Below are 15,707 nucleotides of genomic sequence, written 5' to 3'. Positions count from 1 at the left end.
CCTGCAGGTACTAAACCACAAAGGTTTTTGATGCCGCAAGGCATATCAAAACAAAGTGCTCATTTGCACTTATAAAGAAGCTTTAAACGTCTAGAACAGACAAGATTCAATCGAAAAAGGAGAGAGGTTAAATGAAAGGATTTAAGAAACTATTAACAGGTATTCTTGCTGCAACTCTTATTATGGGTTCCAGCATGACAGCATTTGCAGATGAAACACCCATCAATAACTCAGGCACAGAAAATACTGAAACTACAACAACTACACCGGTTAGCCATACAGTAAGTATTTCAAAAACTGCAGCTAAAAAACATCAGTATGAGATTTATCAGATTTTTACAGGTAGATATGATAGTACCAGTAAACAGCTTGCAGATCTTGCATATGGAACAAATGCCAAAACAGGTACAACAGGAGCTAAGATCAGCCAGGCTGATGCTAAGAGTCTTTCTGATATAGCAGGGACAACATATGCTGATGATCAGGCCAAGATAACAGCTTTAAAGCAGTTTGTTAAGCTTGATTCAGAACCCGTTGCTGTTCTTTCAAATGCTGATGATGGACAGACATCCGTAAGTCTTGTAGAAGGTTACTACATTATTAAAGACAAGGATAACACATTAACAGGTGAAGAGGGTTATACACTTTACGTATTTACAGTACTTAACGAGGATTATGAAATCACTCCTAAGAATGGCACAGTTGAGCACGAGAAGCACGTAGACGATCAGAATGATTCAGATGCTGATGATCATTCTGAACTTAAGGATTCTGCTGACTATGATTTTGGTGATAGCGTTCCTTATACACTTACATTTAAACTTCCTGCTGACTATGCTAATTACAAGTCATATACAGTTGAGTTCTATGATGATATGTCTGCTGGCCTTACATATAATGGCGATGCTAAAATTTACTATGGCACTGAAGTCGACGGCACAGCTATTAGCTTTTCTGCTTCAGGTGAGAAATCAAAATATGATGATGGTGTAGTTTATAAGGCTACAGTAGAAAATCTTAAGACGGCAGCTCCTTCATTAACAGCAGAATCTGTTGTTACAATTAAGTATACTGCAACACTTAATGAAAATGCAGTTCTTGGTTCAGCTGGAAATCCTAACCAGTACAAGGTTAAGTTCAGTAACAACCCGAATGGTGAAGGAACAGGTGAGACACCTTGGGATAAGAACATTGTATTTACGTATCAGGCAATCTTCAACAAGATTGATGGAGACAATAAGCCCCTCACAGGTGCTGACTTCAAACTTTACAAAAAAGTAAATGGTGAATGGGTTGATGTAACAACTCTTAACGGACAGGGAAACACAAATCCTACTAAGACAGTTTCAGATAATGGTGATGTTAAAGATTCAGTATTTGCTTTTAAAGGATTAGATGCAGGCGAATATAAGATTGAAGAGACTAAAGTTCCTACAGGCTTCAATGCAATTAATCCCATTGAATTCAAAATCAATGCTGAACATGAGCTTGAGTCAGATGATCCTAAGCTTACAGGTATTACAACAAGTGGTGGCATTTCAATCACAGGAGACACAGCCGAAGGTTCATTTAGTTATGATGTAGTCAATGAATCAGGAGTAGTTCTTCCTTCAACAGGTGGAATTGGTACAACAATCTTCTACATCGTTGGTGGACTTCTCATCGTAGCTGCTGCTGTATTCTTCGTAGTACGCAGAAAGAGCGATGCTGAATAATTTAATAAGTTAGTTTAAAGAAAACGATACAAAATATTTACAGAATAAAATTACTTGAATTGAATCTTGTTTCTGCGGACTATACATAGAAACAAATATTATGCCCGGGCAGGCTCATCTGCCTGCCCGAGTATGCTATGTAATCAGACGATTACAGCATTTAGAAGTAAGATTTAGATTTAGAAAGATATATGGACGAAGTGGAATGAAGAAAAAGAAGAGGTGGTATAAAAACGTAACAAACCTCATATTCCTCGCAATTTTTATTGCGGGTCTTGCTATTTTTTTCTACCCGTCAGTAAGTAATTACATTAACTCGAAGAACCAGTCGAGAGCCATTTCGACCTATGATGAAGCCCTCGCCAATTTGACAACAGAGGATTACGAGAAATACTGGCAGGCAGCATATCAGTACAATGATAACCTTTATCAAAAGGGTTCAAATTTTGCTCTATCTGATGATGAGCTTAAGGAATACTATGAAGTGCTTGATCCTACAGGGACAGGCATCATGGGACATATTGAGATTGAAAACATCGGAGTGGATTTGCCTATATACCACGGCGTCGATGAGACAGTTTTACAGGTTGGTATCGGACATCTGCCGGGGACATCACTTCCTGCAGGTACCACAAATTCACATTCCGTTTTATCGGGACACAGAGGACTTCCGTCTTCTAAGTTGTTTTCCGACCTCGACCAGATGATAGTCGGGGATACATTTTTACTGCATATAATGGATCAGACATTTGCATACGAAGTTGACCAGATCAACATTGTTCTGCCTGAAGAAACCGGCAGCCTGGGAATATCCTCAGGAGAAGATTATGTGACACTGGTTACCTGTACACCTTATGGTGTTAATACACACAGACTTCTGGTTCGTGCAAAACGTGTTGATTATAACGAAGAGACTAAATTAATCGTGCCTGCTGATGCGACCAGATATAACTATCTTGTAGTTGCACCTTTCATAGCAGCACCGATAATACTTATTCTGTTTATATGGTTCTTGGCAAGCACATCAAAGCCAAGAAAGAAAAAGGCTGAGGGAAGTAAAAGTAAGGGAAGTAATTGAGGTATAGTGTATGAAAACTACTAAAAAGCTTAGGAAAATATTATGCGGCTTTGCGGCTGTGAGTACCGTTGCAATGCTGCTTATGCCTACCAGCGTAAATGCCATGAGCGATGACGGAAGTGATGTTAATGCAGAAACTTCCAATGCTACTTCTAACGATAGCGGCTATATCGATACAGGTAAAAACGGTACCCTCAGTATCTACTATGAATATGAGGGCTATGGCAAAATGGCAGGCGTTAAAGCCCATGTTTTCAAGCTTGCATCCATATCTAAAAGCGGTGAGTTCACTGTGGAAGCTCCTTTTGATGGTTTAGGACTTAATATTGAGGATATGAATTCCATATCAACCCATGAGCAGTGGGATGAAATAACCGATAAAGCCCTTAAGTGTGTGAAGGAGAACAATGTTACTCCTTATGCTGAGGCAACCTCCGGAGATGACGGCTTTGCTAATCTTGGTACAGTTGAGACTGGCCTTTATTACGGTTATAGCGATCCCGTTGAAATACAGGGCACACGTTATATTTACTACGATGTTCTCGCATCAGTTCCCGGCCCGGTTATGCTTGACGAAACCGGAAGTAATAATTGGGATGGAACCTGGCAGAATGCTTCTTATGAGGTAGTAGTTATGCCTAAGCGCGAAGCTATTAAGCTTGAAAGTGATCCTGAGGAGTTCAAGGTTTATAAACAGTGGGTTGATAACGGTTTTGCTGACAAGAGACCTAAATCAATTAAGGTAAAGATATACAAAGACGGTGAGCTGTTTGATACAGTTACCCTTGATAGCAGTAATAACTGGCAGTTTGACTGGAAATATGAAAAGGGACATAAATTCACTGTAGAAGAGGAAGTTGATGCTGCTAACTATACAGTTTCCGTTACACAGAATGAGACCAGCTATGTGATCGTTAACACCAGAAAAGATGACGAAGGTGGTGGCAGCGAAGAAGGCGGAAATGTAGATGGCAACAAGGAAGAGAATGGTGGCGGCGGTGGCCATGAGTCCGTTAAGGTTGAAGGCGGAACCGGAGAAGGCGAGAGCGGCGAAGTCCCTTCGGTTCTTGGTGCAATAAGGAATTTCCTTGGTGAGCTTCCCGAGGTTCTCGGCGCTAGAAGACTGCCTCAGACAGGCCAGCTTTGGTGGCCGATTCCTGTGCTTGCAATTCTTGGACTGGTTCTTATAATTCACGGAATCAGAAGTGAGAAAAGAAGAAAAGAGCACTGAGCTTTGATAATGCTTTTTGAGTGGATTGTTTTACTGCTTAAGTAAAAAGTGGGGAAAAGTTTTGGGGGACCTGTATTTGTAATATTCGGGATGATATTTTCCCGGGAAGGCGGATTTAATGATTACCAGAGGTAAGGTTTCCATATTACTTGGACTCGTATGTTTTGCATTGGCGTTCTATATATTTGCCTATAACCGCGATGAGGATATTTCAGCGGGGGTAAGTGCAGCTAACCTTTTAGAGAGTGTAGATGCCCAGATAACCAATGTTCCTACAGAGATGCCACCCACAGGAGAGATGAAGGCGGTAGACGTAAATGGACAGTCTTTTATCGGTATCATAACGATACCTGCTATAGACATAAGACTTCCGATTCAGAGTGAGTGGTCATCTGAGAATGCCAAGACCTCGCCCTGCAGATATAAGGGATCTGTTTATACCAATGATCTCATTGTTGCAGGTCATAACTACCAGAGACATTTTGGCAAGCTTAATCAGCTAAACAGTGGCGACACAGTCATAGTAACTGATATAGATGGCAGACAGTATTATTATGAAGTTACCTACACAGAGACCATAGGAACCTATGATGTAGATAAGATGGACGAAGGTGAGTGGGATTTCACAGTATTTACCTGTACCATTGGCGGTGCTAGCCGTGTAACGGTTCGCTGCGAATTTGTTAAGACAGTAGAGCCCGGTTCCGGGGATTCTGTTATCGACGAGATTGAGAATGCAGTCTCGGGAGAAGAGTAATATATCAGGCTTCAGATATCTTTTTGAAGAAAATAAATAAGCGGTACATATCACAATCGATTTGATGATATGTACCGTTTTTTTATATATATGTGGTAGAATAAAAGGCGATTGAGAATAATCATATTAAGAACAGTTTTACATACCGTAGCTATTAACAGGTGGAAAAACTATAAAATAGAAAGGACATAAATATGGCACTTGAGAAATTAAAACCCGCAGAAGTATTTAAATGGTTCGAGGAGATATGTAATATCCCCCACGGATCATATAACGTTAAGAAGATCAGTAATTTTCTTGTAAAGTTTGCAAAGGACAGAAATCTCTATGTCCGTCAGGATAAGGAATTCAATGTTGTAATCAAAAAGCCCGGCACAAAGGGATATGAGGATCACGAGCCTGTTATCCTGCAGGGACATATGGATATGGTGGCTGTTAAGGAAAAAGGCGCTAAAATCGATATGGCCAAGGATCCCCTTAAGGTTATGACGGATGGCGAATTTATCTGGGCTGAGAATACAAGTCTTGGCGGAGATGACGGAATAGCAGTGGCATACTGTCTTGCAATTCTCGATAGCGATAAGATACCTCATCCGCCTCTTGAAGTAATCATTACAACCAATGAGGAAGTTGGAATGGATGGAGCTTTTGCTCTTGATTGTCACGATATTGAAGGAAAAAGACTCATCAATATCGACAATGAAGAGGAAGGCGCTATGATAGTGAGCTGTGCCGGTGGTGCACGTTTCCATGGATATCTTCCTCTTACAAGAGAGAACAGAAGCGGTATAAAGGTTAAGATTCATGTAAAGGGCCTAAAGGGCGGTCATTCCGGAGAGATGATAGTAAAGGGCAGAGGAAATGCCAATGTTATCATGGGAAGACTTTTGCTTGAAATCACGGATGCTCTTGAGATTGGTCTTATAAGCTTAAACGGCGGCGTAGCAGACAATGCTATAGCTTCAGATTGCGAGGCAGAGCTTTTGCTTATGGGACTTGCTTCTCAGACCCACGGAAATATTGTGGGACCTGATGTATCCTTCTTCTCACTTTATGGAAAGCTTTCATCCATAGCTTATAAAGTGGAAAATGATTTTAAGACCGAGCTTGGTGACAGAGACCCGGGACTTTCAATCGTAGTTGAGGAGGTGTTTGACAGCAGTCTTCCGCCTGAAAAGACAGATGTATCACATATGGCTTCTGTTAACCTTGATTCCAGCGTGGACGCATTTACAGAGGTTCATGAAAAGAGAGAAGTTATCTCCGGAATCATTCCCTGTGCTCAGGTTATTGAACTGGCCAGATGCATCTGTGCTATGCCTTTCGGAGTTCAGGCTATGAGTGATTCGATAGATGGCCTGGTTGAGACCTCGCTTAATCTTGGAATCCTGAAGATCGTTGCAAATAAATCCGGAGCCATCGAAGGAAAAGATGCTGCAAGTACCGGTGCCGGAATTGTGGATGAGGCATTCCTTCTTGATTATTCCGTAAGAAGCTCAATAGCACCTGCAAAAGAAGCACTTCTTCGCAAAATGGAGATCATCATCGAGAGCTTTGACGGAATACATGAGACCTCCGGAGAATACCCCGGATGGGCATATCGCCAGGATTCAGTACTTCGTGACAAGATGGTGGATGTTTATAAGAAGCTTTATAAAAAGGATATGAGAGTAGAAGCTATACATGCGGGTCTGGAGTGCGGATTATTCTCAGAAAAAATTGAAAATCTTGACTGCGTATCTATCGGACCTGACATGCAGGATATTCATTCAACCGGTGAAAAGTTAAGTGTTGCATCTGCCGGAAGAACATTTGAATATCTTTGCGCTGTACTTAAAGAATTATAAGGAAAAAAACAATAAATTTGTAGGAATTGTACAAAAAAACCATACAAACCGCCTGTGCTCAAAAAGCCAGGCGGTTTGCTTGTTTCATGGAAAAGTATACTTGTCAAGTACGAATTTTGAAATAAATTGTTCATTTTCGGTAGTGCAAAAAGAAAAATTAATTCATATACTAATATAGAAAGTTTATTTAGATTTTATAAAAAATTTATAATTTCACGGAGGGAATATGAGAAAGAGTATTGCTAGAAAGTTTGCCGGACTGTTGGCAGCAATTGTTCTTACGTCAACATTTGCGTCAGATTATAACAGTATCGGTGCAAGAGCTTCTGAAGTAACAGAGATTACCGATGGGACTCTTGAGGCAGAAGGCGTAAACGAAGGATCTGACGAAGAATCAGCTCCTGCAAATCTCGAAGCAGAGGGATCTGCAGTAGAGGAAAATGAGACAGCTGTTGAAGATGAAACTCCTGTCGAAGAAGAAACACCTGTAGTAGAGGAGACACCTGTAGCAGAGGAAGAATCTACTGAGGGAGTATCAGATGAGACCAATGATGGTGTGACAGATGAGGCTACAGATGCATCAAACGAGGACTCTGCAGAAGAGACAGCAGATGCAGCCGGCGAAGGCTCAACAGAGGCACCTGCAGACGATGCGGTTGTAGAGAAAACAGCAGATGCTGCCAGCACAGCTTCTACTGAAGCAACAACAGAAGCTCCTGTAGAGGAGGTTAGAGAGAAGGAATTCAACGAGTCTAAGGAAATTAATGGAATCCTTGTATCTCTTTATGCTGATCCTGAAGTGCTTCCTGATGATGCTGTATTGGATATAAAGGAAGTTGAGGCTGGCCTTGAGGAACAGATTAAGGTAAAGGTTGAAGAAGATATTGAGAATACAACAAATACAGATGTAGAAGTTAAGACAGCTTCCTATGACATCAACATCTATTCACAGAGCCTTGATGGTTATGTTCTTCCCGAGTCTGGCACTGTTGAAGTAAAATTCTCTCAGGTAACTGAAGATGATGAGAATACTAAGCTCTCTGTTTATCATGTAGAGAATGATTCTTTAAATGTAACTAAGGTGGCTGAGGCTGCTAATGAGACACCTAAGGAAGTTACATTTTCTACTAACGAATTATCAATATACACAGTTTCTCTTTATAGCATAAATGCTGAGGATGTGGTAGAGACTGAAGCTGTAGAGGACGAAGAAGAAACTGATTTATCATTTCTCGCTGATATTGTCAGAAATGCACAGCTTGATTCAGAGGGTGTAGAAGCGGATTATAAAATCTATGCTTACAGAGGTGTAAATGGCAAGTACTCTAAGAATCCCTGGTTTGTGGTTGATTCCAACAGTACAGAAAAAATTGGTGACAAGACTGTTGTAGAAAAGTACGGCAAAGCTATAGTAGGACAGCCGTTTGAGCCTGAGTTCAGTGAAAAATTGACTCTGAACGGATTAGATTACGTTCTGGATACAAAAGCTGAGGGAAGTAAACTCAAGCTTGATGAAGTATCTCCCGATAGCGAAAAGAATGTTCTTTACCTTTATTTCAATACAGAGTCATCTTATGTAGATGTTGCATATTATGTGTTACTTCCGCAGTATTCTGTTCCTGCAAGCTCAGTAAATCAGGATTGGGGCAAATATTATCCTGAAAAAAATAACCCCAACTATTCCTATGAGAAATGGCAGGGAACAGCATATGACCTGTATGAACTTGATAAACTTGATATCTATAGCAAGCTACAGGGTAATATTGATTCGCGTCATAACCTGTGGGATCCCTATGTATCCGGGCTTATTGATATGGTTATCAACACTATTCCTAAGGATACTATAAACAGTGATTTTAAAAATGATTCCCTCCTTACCGGTATTACAATAAAAGATGATAAAGGTTCAACAAGATCTGCTGAATGGAGCGATATTAAGTGGTTTGTTTATAAAAATGTTGCAGGTGATACATCAGGCAGTGCTGATCCTGTCAAGTCATACCACATCGATGGTTATGTAAAAAATGCTGATATTTCAGTTACTTACCACGCAAACTATGGCGGAAAGGTAGATCCGGTAGAGCCTACTGTTGTTAATAATGTAAGAACCGGACATGATTACACAGTTCTTAGTTATGATGATGCATTTGAAACTACAAATGAAAATTATGAATTTATAGGTTGGGCAGCTGTACCCAATCCCGGTGAAGAGGATAGGATATACAGCGAAAAGGAAACAGTATTCCTTATAGCCAGTGCAGAATTTTATGCACAGTGGAAGCCTAAGGAATTCAAGACAGAGTATTTTGATGAGGATGGGGTAACACTTATTTCATCCAATGAGACAGCTAAACCTGAAGCGGTAAGACAGGCTTACGGCGATTCTACTTATAACATTGATGATCCTGATTCAAAGACGGACAGTAACGGATATGTAAGAGAATTCATAGGCTGGCGCGACGAGAATGGTAATCTCCTTCAGAGAAGTGACATCGCGAAAACTACTGTAGAGGGTGACCAGAAGTTTATTGCTGAATATAAATCAGTAAGCAGAAATAAGAATTATTATGTGAATTATTATTTCCAGAAGGCTGACGGAACCTATGATGACGGTATTTTTGAACCTGCCAAGTTAAGCTACAAGGATGGCGCTTACGTAAGTGATTACATGGATTCCTATGATAAGGCTATAAACGTTCCTGTAGGAGAGGATGGTGCTCCTGTAGAGGTTAAGCCGGAAAAAGCTGTTACAAGAAAAATCGGAACAGAAAACATTGATTATACTCTTGTAAATGGTCAGGTAAATCAGTGGAAGGACATTGTTAAAGCAGATGAGTCCAGAGTTGTAGTACTTAAGGTTTACTACAAGAGAGCAGATTTTGATGCAGCTCTTACAGTAAGGGCTATTTCGGAAAGCAGTCCTTACAACGGAAAGAAGCAGAACTCAACCACTGCTGATTATGTGACAGGCAGCGAACTTGAGAAGACCTATGATATTACAGTTGTTGCGAATGTTGATAACAACGGTATTACACACGTTGATGAGAGTAAGGCAGGTAATAAGAAAGTAACAACAGTTACTCTCAAGAATAAAACAACCGGAGAAACATTTGTACTTGATGCAACAAAGCTTAATGAAAAAGGTTTTATCATTGACAGCAGATTTGATAAGATACAGGTTGTACAGGGAACATTCTCTATTACACCTATTGATGTAAATCTTCAGTCATGGACACTTAAGAAGGAGTTTGACGGATCAGCTCTTACAAATGAGCAAAGAGCTGATTATGCTATAGGCATCAGTGTAGAAGAGGTAAAAGAAGCTCCTGAGCTTAAGACAAATTCAGGCTGGGTTGAGGGTGAAGGTGCAACATTTAAGTTCACCGGTACTCAGACAGTTAAGGGAACAAGTAAGAACCTCTATACTTACGAACTGAAGGATAACACAAAGGCTTGTGATTACAATATTACTAAGCAGGAAGGCGACCTGATCGTAGAATCTCGTTCAGAGAAGTATGAGATTATCATTAAGCTTGCTACAGAGAAGGAAGAAGACGGCCTTGATACTTATGTTTATTATCAGGGTGTTGACATGAAGGCCAATATGGCAGTTGATGTTACAGTCAACACAGAGGTAATAAAGAACGCTATGAAGAATGCCGGACTTATTAGTTCTCTTAAGGAAGGCTTAGGTAACGTCCTTGATTCTGCACTTGGAAGCATGACTATAAATGCTTCAGCTGAGGAGAATGCTGAGATTGTTAATATCGATCCTGTAGTTAAGGAAGTTACAGATAAGCTTTCAGTAACAGTTAGCGGAATGTATCTCACAGGTGGTCATGGTACTAAGGTAGGTGTATATCCTATTTACCTGCATACAAAGGACCTTAATATTTCAATGACACTTGACGGTAAGACACAGAACATTACTGATCAGTTTAAGCTTACAGTAATTAAGCATGAAACCGGAGTTAAGGTTGAATCACCTCTTGATCTTGAAGCAGATAATGAAAAGGCAGACACATTAGAGGCAGATCCTACAGAGGTTATTGGTAACCTTCATGTCCTTAAGAGAGAAGTTGTTCTTACATCCGGTTCAGCAAGCAAGGTTTATGATGGAACACCTCTTACAGAGAAGACAATTACTGCTTCAGAGCTTGGTGAAAAGACAGGCTTTGTACATGGCGAAGGTGCTAACTTCAATGTAACAGGAACTATCACAGATCCCGGTTCAGTTGCTAACACATTTACTTATGCTCTCTATGATGGATCAGTAGAAGGACAGCCTGCAACTGATATTGGTAACTACGATATCACAACAGTTGAGGGAACACTTACTGTAACAAAGGATACAGAGGTTCCTGACAAGGATGATAAGAAAAAGAAGAAGGATAAAGATCCGGACGATGACGAGAAGATTCCGAATGACAACGTAGATGATGATCCGGACGAAGGTGGTTCTACTAACCAGGGATCCGTCCTTGGTGAAAAGAGACCTGCTGAGACTCCTGCAACAGAGGAACCCGCTGTACTTGGTGCAAGACGAGGTGGCACAGAAGACAATACAAATTCGGCAAGAGTACTTGTTCTTGTATTTGCAGCCGGCGCAGCAGTATCACTTATGGCAGTAGGTAAAAGAAAAAAGGAAGAGAATGAATAATTCTGTATTCCAATTATAAATTAACAAAAGAGCGTCACATGTGTGACGCTCTTTTTGCGTTATACAGGACATAAAAATGCGTTTTTACACAGATTGTGATATAGTTAATATATGTATTTTTGTTGGCAAAGAATATCTACTGGAGAAAAAGGTTAAATTGTGCCCATTTATACTTAATGAGGAGGAGTGGTTATGAACAGAGAGAGCGGAATTTTGATGCCAGTGTTTTCGCTGGCGTCTAAGTTTGGAATAGGATGTTTTTCAAGAGAAGCTTATGAGTTTGTGGATTTCCTTGAGAAAGCAGCGCAGGGCTACTGGCAGGTTTTACCTCTGGGACCTACGGGATTTGGTAATTCACCCTATCAGCCCTTTTCTGCTTTTGCGGGGAATTCTTATTTTATATCCCCGGAGACTTTGATAGAAGAGGGACTTCTTACCTGGGATGATGTTAATGGTATAGACTTTGGAAATGATCAGGAGAAGGTCGATTACGGCAAACTATATGAAAATAGGACTGTTATACTAAGAAAGGCATTTGAACGCTTTAAAGAGGCTGTTCCTGATGATTTTAAGGCATTTAAGAAAAAAGAGAGCTTCTGGCTTGAGGACTATGCTCTTTTTAGTGTTATAAAGGATCTTCAGGAGGGAAAATCCTGGCTTGACTGGCCTGATGACCTTAAAGCCAGAGATAAGAAGGCTCTTGATAAGGTTAAAAAGGATCAGAAGGATGAAATAGAGTTTATCTTTTTTATACAATACAAATTCGAAGAGCAGTGGGAGAAGCTAAAGAAATATGCCCATGCCCATAAAGTAAAGATAATTGGCGATATGCCTTTTTATGTTGCAATGGACAGTGCTGACAGCTGGTCACATCCGGAAGTATTCATGATGGATAAGGATCTTGTACCCACTGTTGTGGCAGGATGTCCTCCCGATGCGTTTTCACCCACAGGACAGCTCTGGGGTAATCCTATATATGACTGGGCAGGTCTTAAGAAGGATGACTACTCCTGGTGGGTTAAGAGAATAGAGAGAAACAGAGAACTTTTTGATGTGATAAGAATCGATCATTTCCACGGCTTTGCAGAATACTATGCAGTTCCTTATGGAGATGAGACTGCCAAGAATGGTAAGCTGGAAAAGGGACCCGGTATGGATCTTTTTAAGGTGCTTAAAAAGAAGCTGGGTGACCTTAATATGATTGCTGAGGATCTCGGAAATACCACTGAAGAGAACGTGAAGCTCTTAGAGGACACTGGACTTCCCGGAATGAAAGTGCTGCAGTATGGCTTTACAAGCTGGGACAGCATCTATGTGAACCACAGACATACGAAAAACAGTGTCGTATATACAGGAACCCATGACAATACGCCTACCTTTGCCTGGGTGCAGGAGATAAATGATGGAGAGCGTGATTTTACAAGGCGCTATATCAATTCCATGAATACGGATTATGGTGCTTTTGTGTGGGATATTATCAGAGAAGCATATAGATCAGTTGCGGATCTTTGTATTGTCCCTTTGCAGGATTATCTCTGTAAAGGGAAAGAAGCGAGAATAAATACGCCGGGTACCGCTGAGGGTAACTGGCAGTGGAGACTTACACCAAACTTCCTTTCCGAGGACCTTGCCAGAAGTATCAACCTTTTGGTATCAACTTATAGCAGAGTTCCTCAGGATATTTCAGATGAGGATGAGAAAGAATAAGTTATAAAAAGAAAGCGCATCGGAAAAACGGTGCGCTTTTTGAAGGCTCTTAAATTGTATATGGCATATATTCCATGATCATCTTCTTGCTGCACTTGACTGTAAGATGAGTGCCGTCTTCTTCATAAGCTGTGTCTATAACATCCGAGCGGGTTGAGATGTCGTGGAGGGCCTGACCGTCGGAGTAGGGGATGAGGAATTCCGCATTTATTCGCTCGCCCTCAAGGGTTTTCTCAATGAGAGTTATCAGCTCCTCAAGTCCAATCATGTTCTCGGCTGACATATAGATTCTGTCATTTCTTACATGAGGAATGGTCATGGCAGCATGCTCCGCACTTCCGATTACTACATCCGCCTTATTAAAAACATAAATTATCGGAATTTCGCCTGCGCCTATATCACGGAGAGTTTTCTCTGTGACTTCAATCTGATTAAGGTAGTCTGGATCTGAGAAATCTATGACTTCAAGCAAAAGATCCGCATACACAGCCTCTGAAAGAGTTGAGCGGAATGCCTTTACCAACGTGGTGGGAAGCTCATCTATAAATCCAACGGTGTCAGATAAAAGAAACGGCTTATGCCCAGGCATATCGATTCGTCTTACAGTGGTGTCGAGAGTTGCAAAAAGCATATCCTTTTGGAGAACCATCTTGCTCTCGGCATTGTCTGCATGACTTTTTGTAAGCATGGCATTCAGAAGAGTTGATTTTCCTGCGTTTGTATAGCCTACAAGGGAAATCCTCGGTATATCTCCGGACATTCTCTTTGAACGCTGGGTATCGCGTTCTCTTTCAACTGCTTCAAGCTCTCTTCGAAGCTCCGCCATTCTTTTCTCAATGCGACGTCTGTCCAGCTCCAGCTTCTTCTCACCGGCACCCTTATTGGAAAGTCTGCCGCTGCCGCCTCCCTGCCTGCTGAGCTCTGTTCGCATACCTGCAAGTCTTGGAAGCATGAATTGAAGCTGCGCGTACTCAACCTGCATTCTGGATTCTCTGGTTCGTGCTCTTTTAGCAAATATCTGGAGTATCAGGCCTGTGCGATCGATTACTTCCGTATCCAGAATGTTTTCAAGATTCCTTATCTGAATTGGAGAGAGTGTATCTCCAAAGATGACAATGTCCGCATCAAGCATATTTATAAGGTTCTTCAGCTCCTCCACCTTACCGCTGCCGATAAAGGTGCCATGGTCAGGGTGAGGAAGGGTCTGAGTGACTGTTCCCTTTACCTCAAGATCGCAGGCAGTTGTAAGCGCTTCAAGCTCGTTCATTGACCTTTCAAATTTTGAATCATTAATATTGCCATGCATAAGGCCCACAAGAATGGCACCGGGAGTCTTCATGGCTTCTTCATTTACGATTATGCTCTGTATTTTCATATAGCCCTTTCAACTAGTAATTGGCATTAAGTTTGCCCTAAAACAACGATTTTTATACATCATTTTTAAAGTTATCAGAACTACTGCGGGTTGTAAAGCAGTGGAACACTTTAAACTTATGCTCCGTTAAAGAAAATATTTTTAAAATATAAATTTTGATTAAAGAATTATTAAAACAGCAGTGAATGCCGATACATATTTTGCAGATGTGATAAAATATTTTATAGAAATGGATTTCGAAGGGAGGCGCCTATGAGCTACAATTTAGCTGCGTCTATGGGCAGGTTGACTGATCTGTACCTGAATCCGGAATCTATATCCAAGAGTTCGAACACAAGCAGTGAAAATGTTTCCAAAGCGAAAGAGGAGTTTGGTGATGTTTTCGCAAAGACCTATGATTCGATGCAGGCAATGCGCACACTTAGTGATGGGATGAGGGTCAGATATGAGTTTGACCATAAGGATGATGCGAAAAGTGACCTGCAGGATAAATCATCGGCTATGACTTTTTCAAAGGGAAGCAGTAGAATCCTGGATATGCTTTCGGAGCAGATAACTGACAGTATGAATGAAAAAGTAAATATTGCAATGAGCAATGCGCTGAATAATCTATAACGCACTGACAAGCGGTAATCCGGTCATAAGGGTTACCGCTTTTATTATGTACGATAAAAAGATAATATTAAGCCGTGTATATACGGACTGTTTATTTATAAAAAATTTATCGTTAAAAGCGAGAATCATGGACTTTTTCGTATTATAATTAAAATATATTTTTGTCTGTTGAATGAAATAACGTAAATAATATCTGTCTTAAGGGGGATAAGATGATTCGAGTTATTAAGGACGATATAACCAAGGTTACTGATTTTGACGCTATTGTAAACTGTGCAAACAATTCACTTCTTGGGGGCGGAGGAATAGATGGCCTGATACACAGGGCTGCGGGACCGCAGTTAAGGACAGAGTGTCGCAGGCTTAACGGCTGTGAAACCGGTGACTCCAGACTGACCTATGGTTACAATCTTCCATGCGATTATATCATTCATTCTGTGGGACCTGTATGGATGGGCGGAACGGCAGGCGAGCGTGAGCTGCTTCGTTCCTGCTATACAAGTGCCCTTACTATTGCGGCTGAAAACAAAATCAGAAAGCTTGCCTTCTGCTCCTTATCCACCGGAGAGCTCGGCTATCCCGTTGAGCGTGCTGCAAAGGTGGCTGTGGCTGCGGTTAATGATTTTATAAAAAAGAATCCCGATGCATTTGATGATATATGCTGGGTTGTTACGGATGATCTGTACCTTAATGCTTATTCTGAAGAAATAAAGGCGGCTGCT

The 15,707-nt window shown here is 41.0% G+C and carries 9 protein-coding genes and 1 pseudogene; 9 read left to right on the top strand and 1 reads right to left on the bottom strand.

What is annotated here, in order from left to right; translation table 11 throughout:
* Positions 1-131 precede the first annotated feature (131 nt).
* The 7 genes from G608_RS19820 to malQ all read left to right on the top strand — a co-directional run bounded on the left by G608_RS19820 (position 132) and on the right by malQ (position 12,995).
* Positions 132-1,715 (top strand): isopeptide-forming domain-containing fimbrial protein, encoded by a 1,584-nt coding sequence (locus tag G608_RS19820; RefSeq protein ID WP_051208811.1) that lies wholly within the window; start codon positions 132-134, stop codon positions 1,713-1,715.
* A gap of 205 nt (positions 1,716-1,920) precedes the next feature.
* Positions 1,921-2,793, top strand: coding sequence for a class C sortase (locus tag G608_RS0103990; protein WP_026494942.1), 873 nt, complete (start codon positions 1,921-1,923; stop codon positions 2,791-2,793).
* 10 nt (positions 2,794-2,803) lie between these two features.
* Entirely contained in the window at positions 2,804-4,024 is a 1,221-nt protein-coding gene (locus G608_RS0103985) for a Cna B-type domain-containing protein (protein ID WP_026494941.1), read from the top strand.
* A 118-nt stretch (positions 4,025-4,142) separates the two neighbouring features.
* The gene (locus G608_RS22190; protein WP_051208809.1) at positions 4,143-4,781 is read left to right on the top strand and encodes a sortase; all 639 of its coding nucleotides are present in this window, start codon (positions 4,143-4,145) and stop codon (positions 4,779-4,781) included.
* A 194-nt stretch (positions 4,782-4,975) separates the two neighbouring features.
* A complete protein-coding gene (locus tag G608_RS0103975; protein ID WP_026494940.1) occupies positions 4,976-6,628 on the top strand; it encodes an aminoacyl-histidine dipeptidase in 1,653 nt (550 codons plus the stop codon).
* 226 nt (positions 6,629-6,854) lie between these two features.
* Complete coding sequence (locus tag G608_RS0103970) at positions 6,855-11,288, top strand: hypothetical protein (protein ID WP_026494939.1); 4,434 nt, start codon at positions 6,855-6,857, stop codon at positions 11,286-11,288.
* 192 nt (positions 11,289-11,480) lie between these two features.
* Positions 11,481-12,995: a 4-alpha-glucanotransferase gene (gene malQ / locus G608_RS19810; RefSeq protein WP_035794637.1), complete on the top strand. Its 1,515-nt coding sequence runs from the start codon at positions 11,481-11,483 to the stop codon at positions 12,993-12,995.
* A 49-nt stretch (positions 12,996-13,044) separates the two neighbouring features.
* Here the strand turns inward: malQ and hflX are convergent, their stop codons facing one another.
* Positions 13,045-14,370, bottom strand: a complete 1,326-nt coding sequence (gene hflX, locus G608_RS19805; RefSeq protein WP_035794634.1) for a GTPase HflX — start codon at positions 14,368-14,370, stop codon at positions 13,045-13,047.
* Between the two features lie 252 nt (positions 14,371-14,622).
* Between hflX and G608_RS0103955 the strand changes: the two genes are divergently transcribed.
* Positions 14,623-14,985, top strand: a complete 363-nt coding sequence (locus tag G608_RS0103955) for a hypothetical protein (RefSeq protein WP_026494938.1) — start codon at positions 14,623-14,625, stop codon at positions 14,983-14,985.
* Positions 14,986-15,197: 212 nt separating this feature from the next.
* A pseudogene (locus G608_RS24410) lies at positions 15,198-15,698 on the top strand (macro domain-containing protein); the annotation flags it as partial.
* Between the last annotated feature and the right edge of the window lie 9 nt (positions 15,699-15,707).

Origin of the sequence: Butyrivibrio sp. WCD3002, from assembly GCF_000424265.1 — a bacterium.
Taxonomy (GTDB): domain Bacteria; phylum Bacillota; class Clostridia; order Lachnospirales; family Lachnospiraceae; genus Butyrivibrio.
The sequence above is the reverse complement of the archived record's forward strand: the minus strand, read 5'-3'. Positions and strand labels throughout refer to the sequence as shown.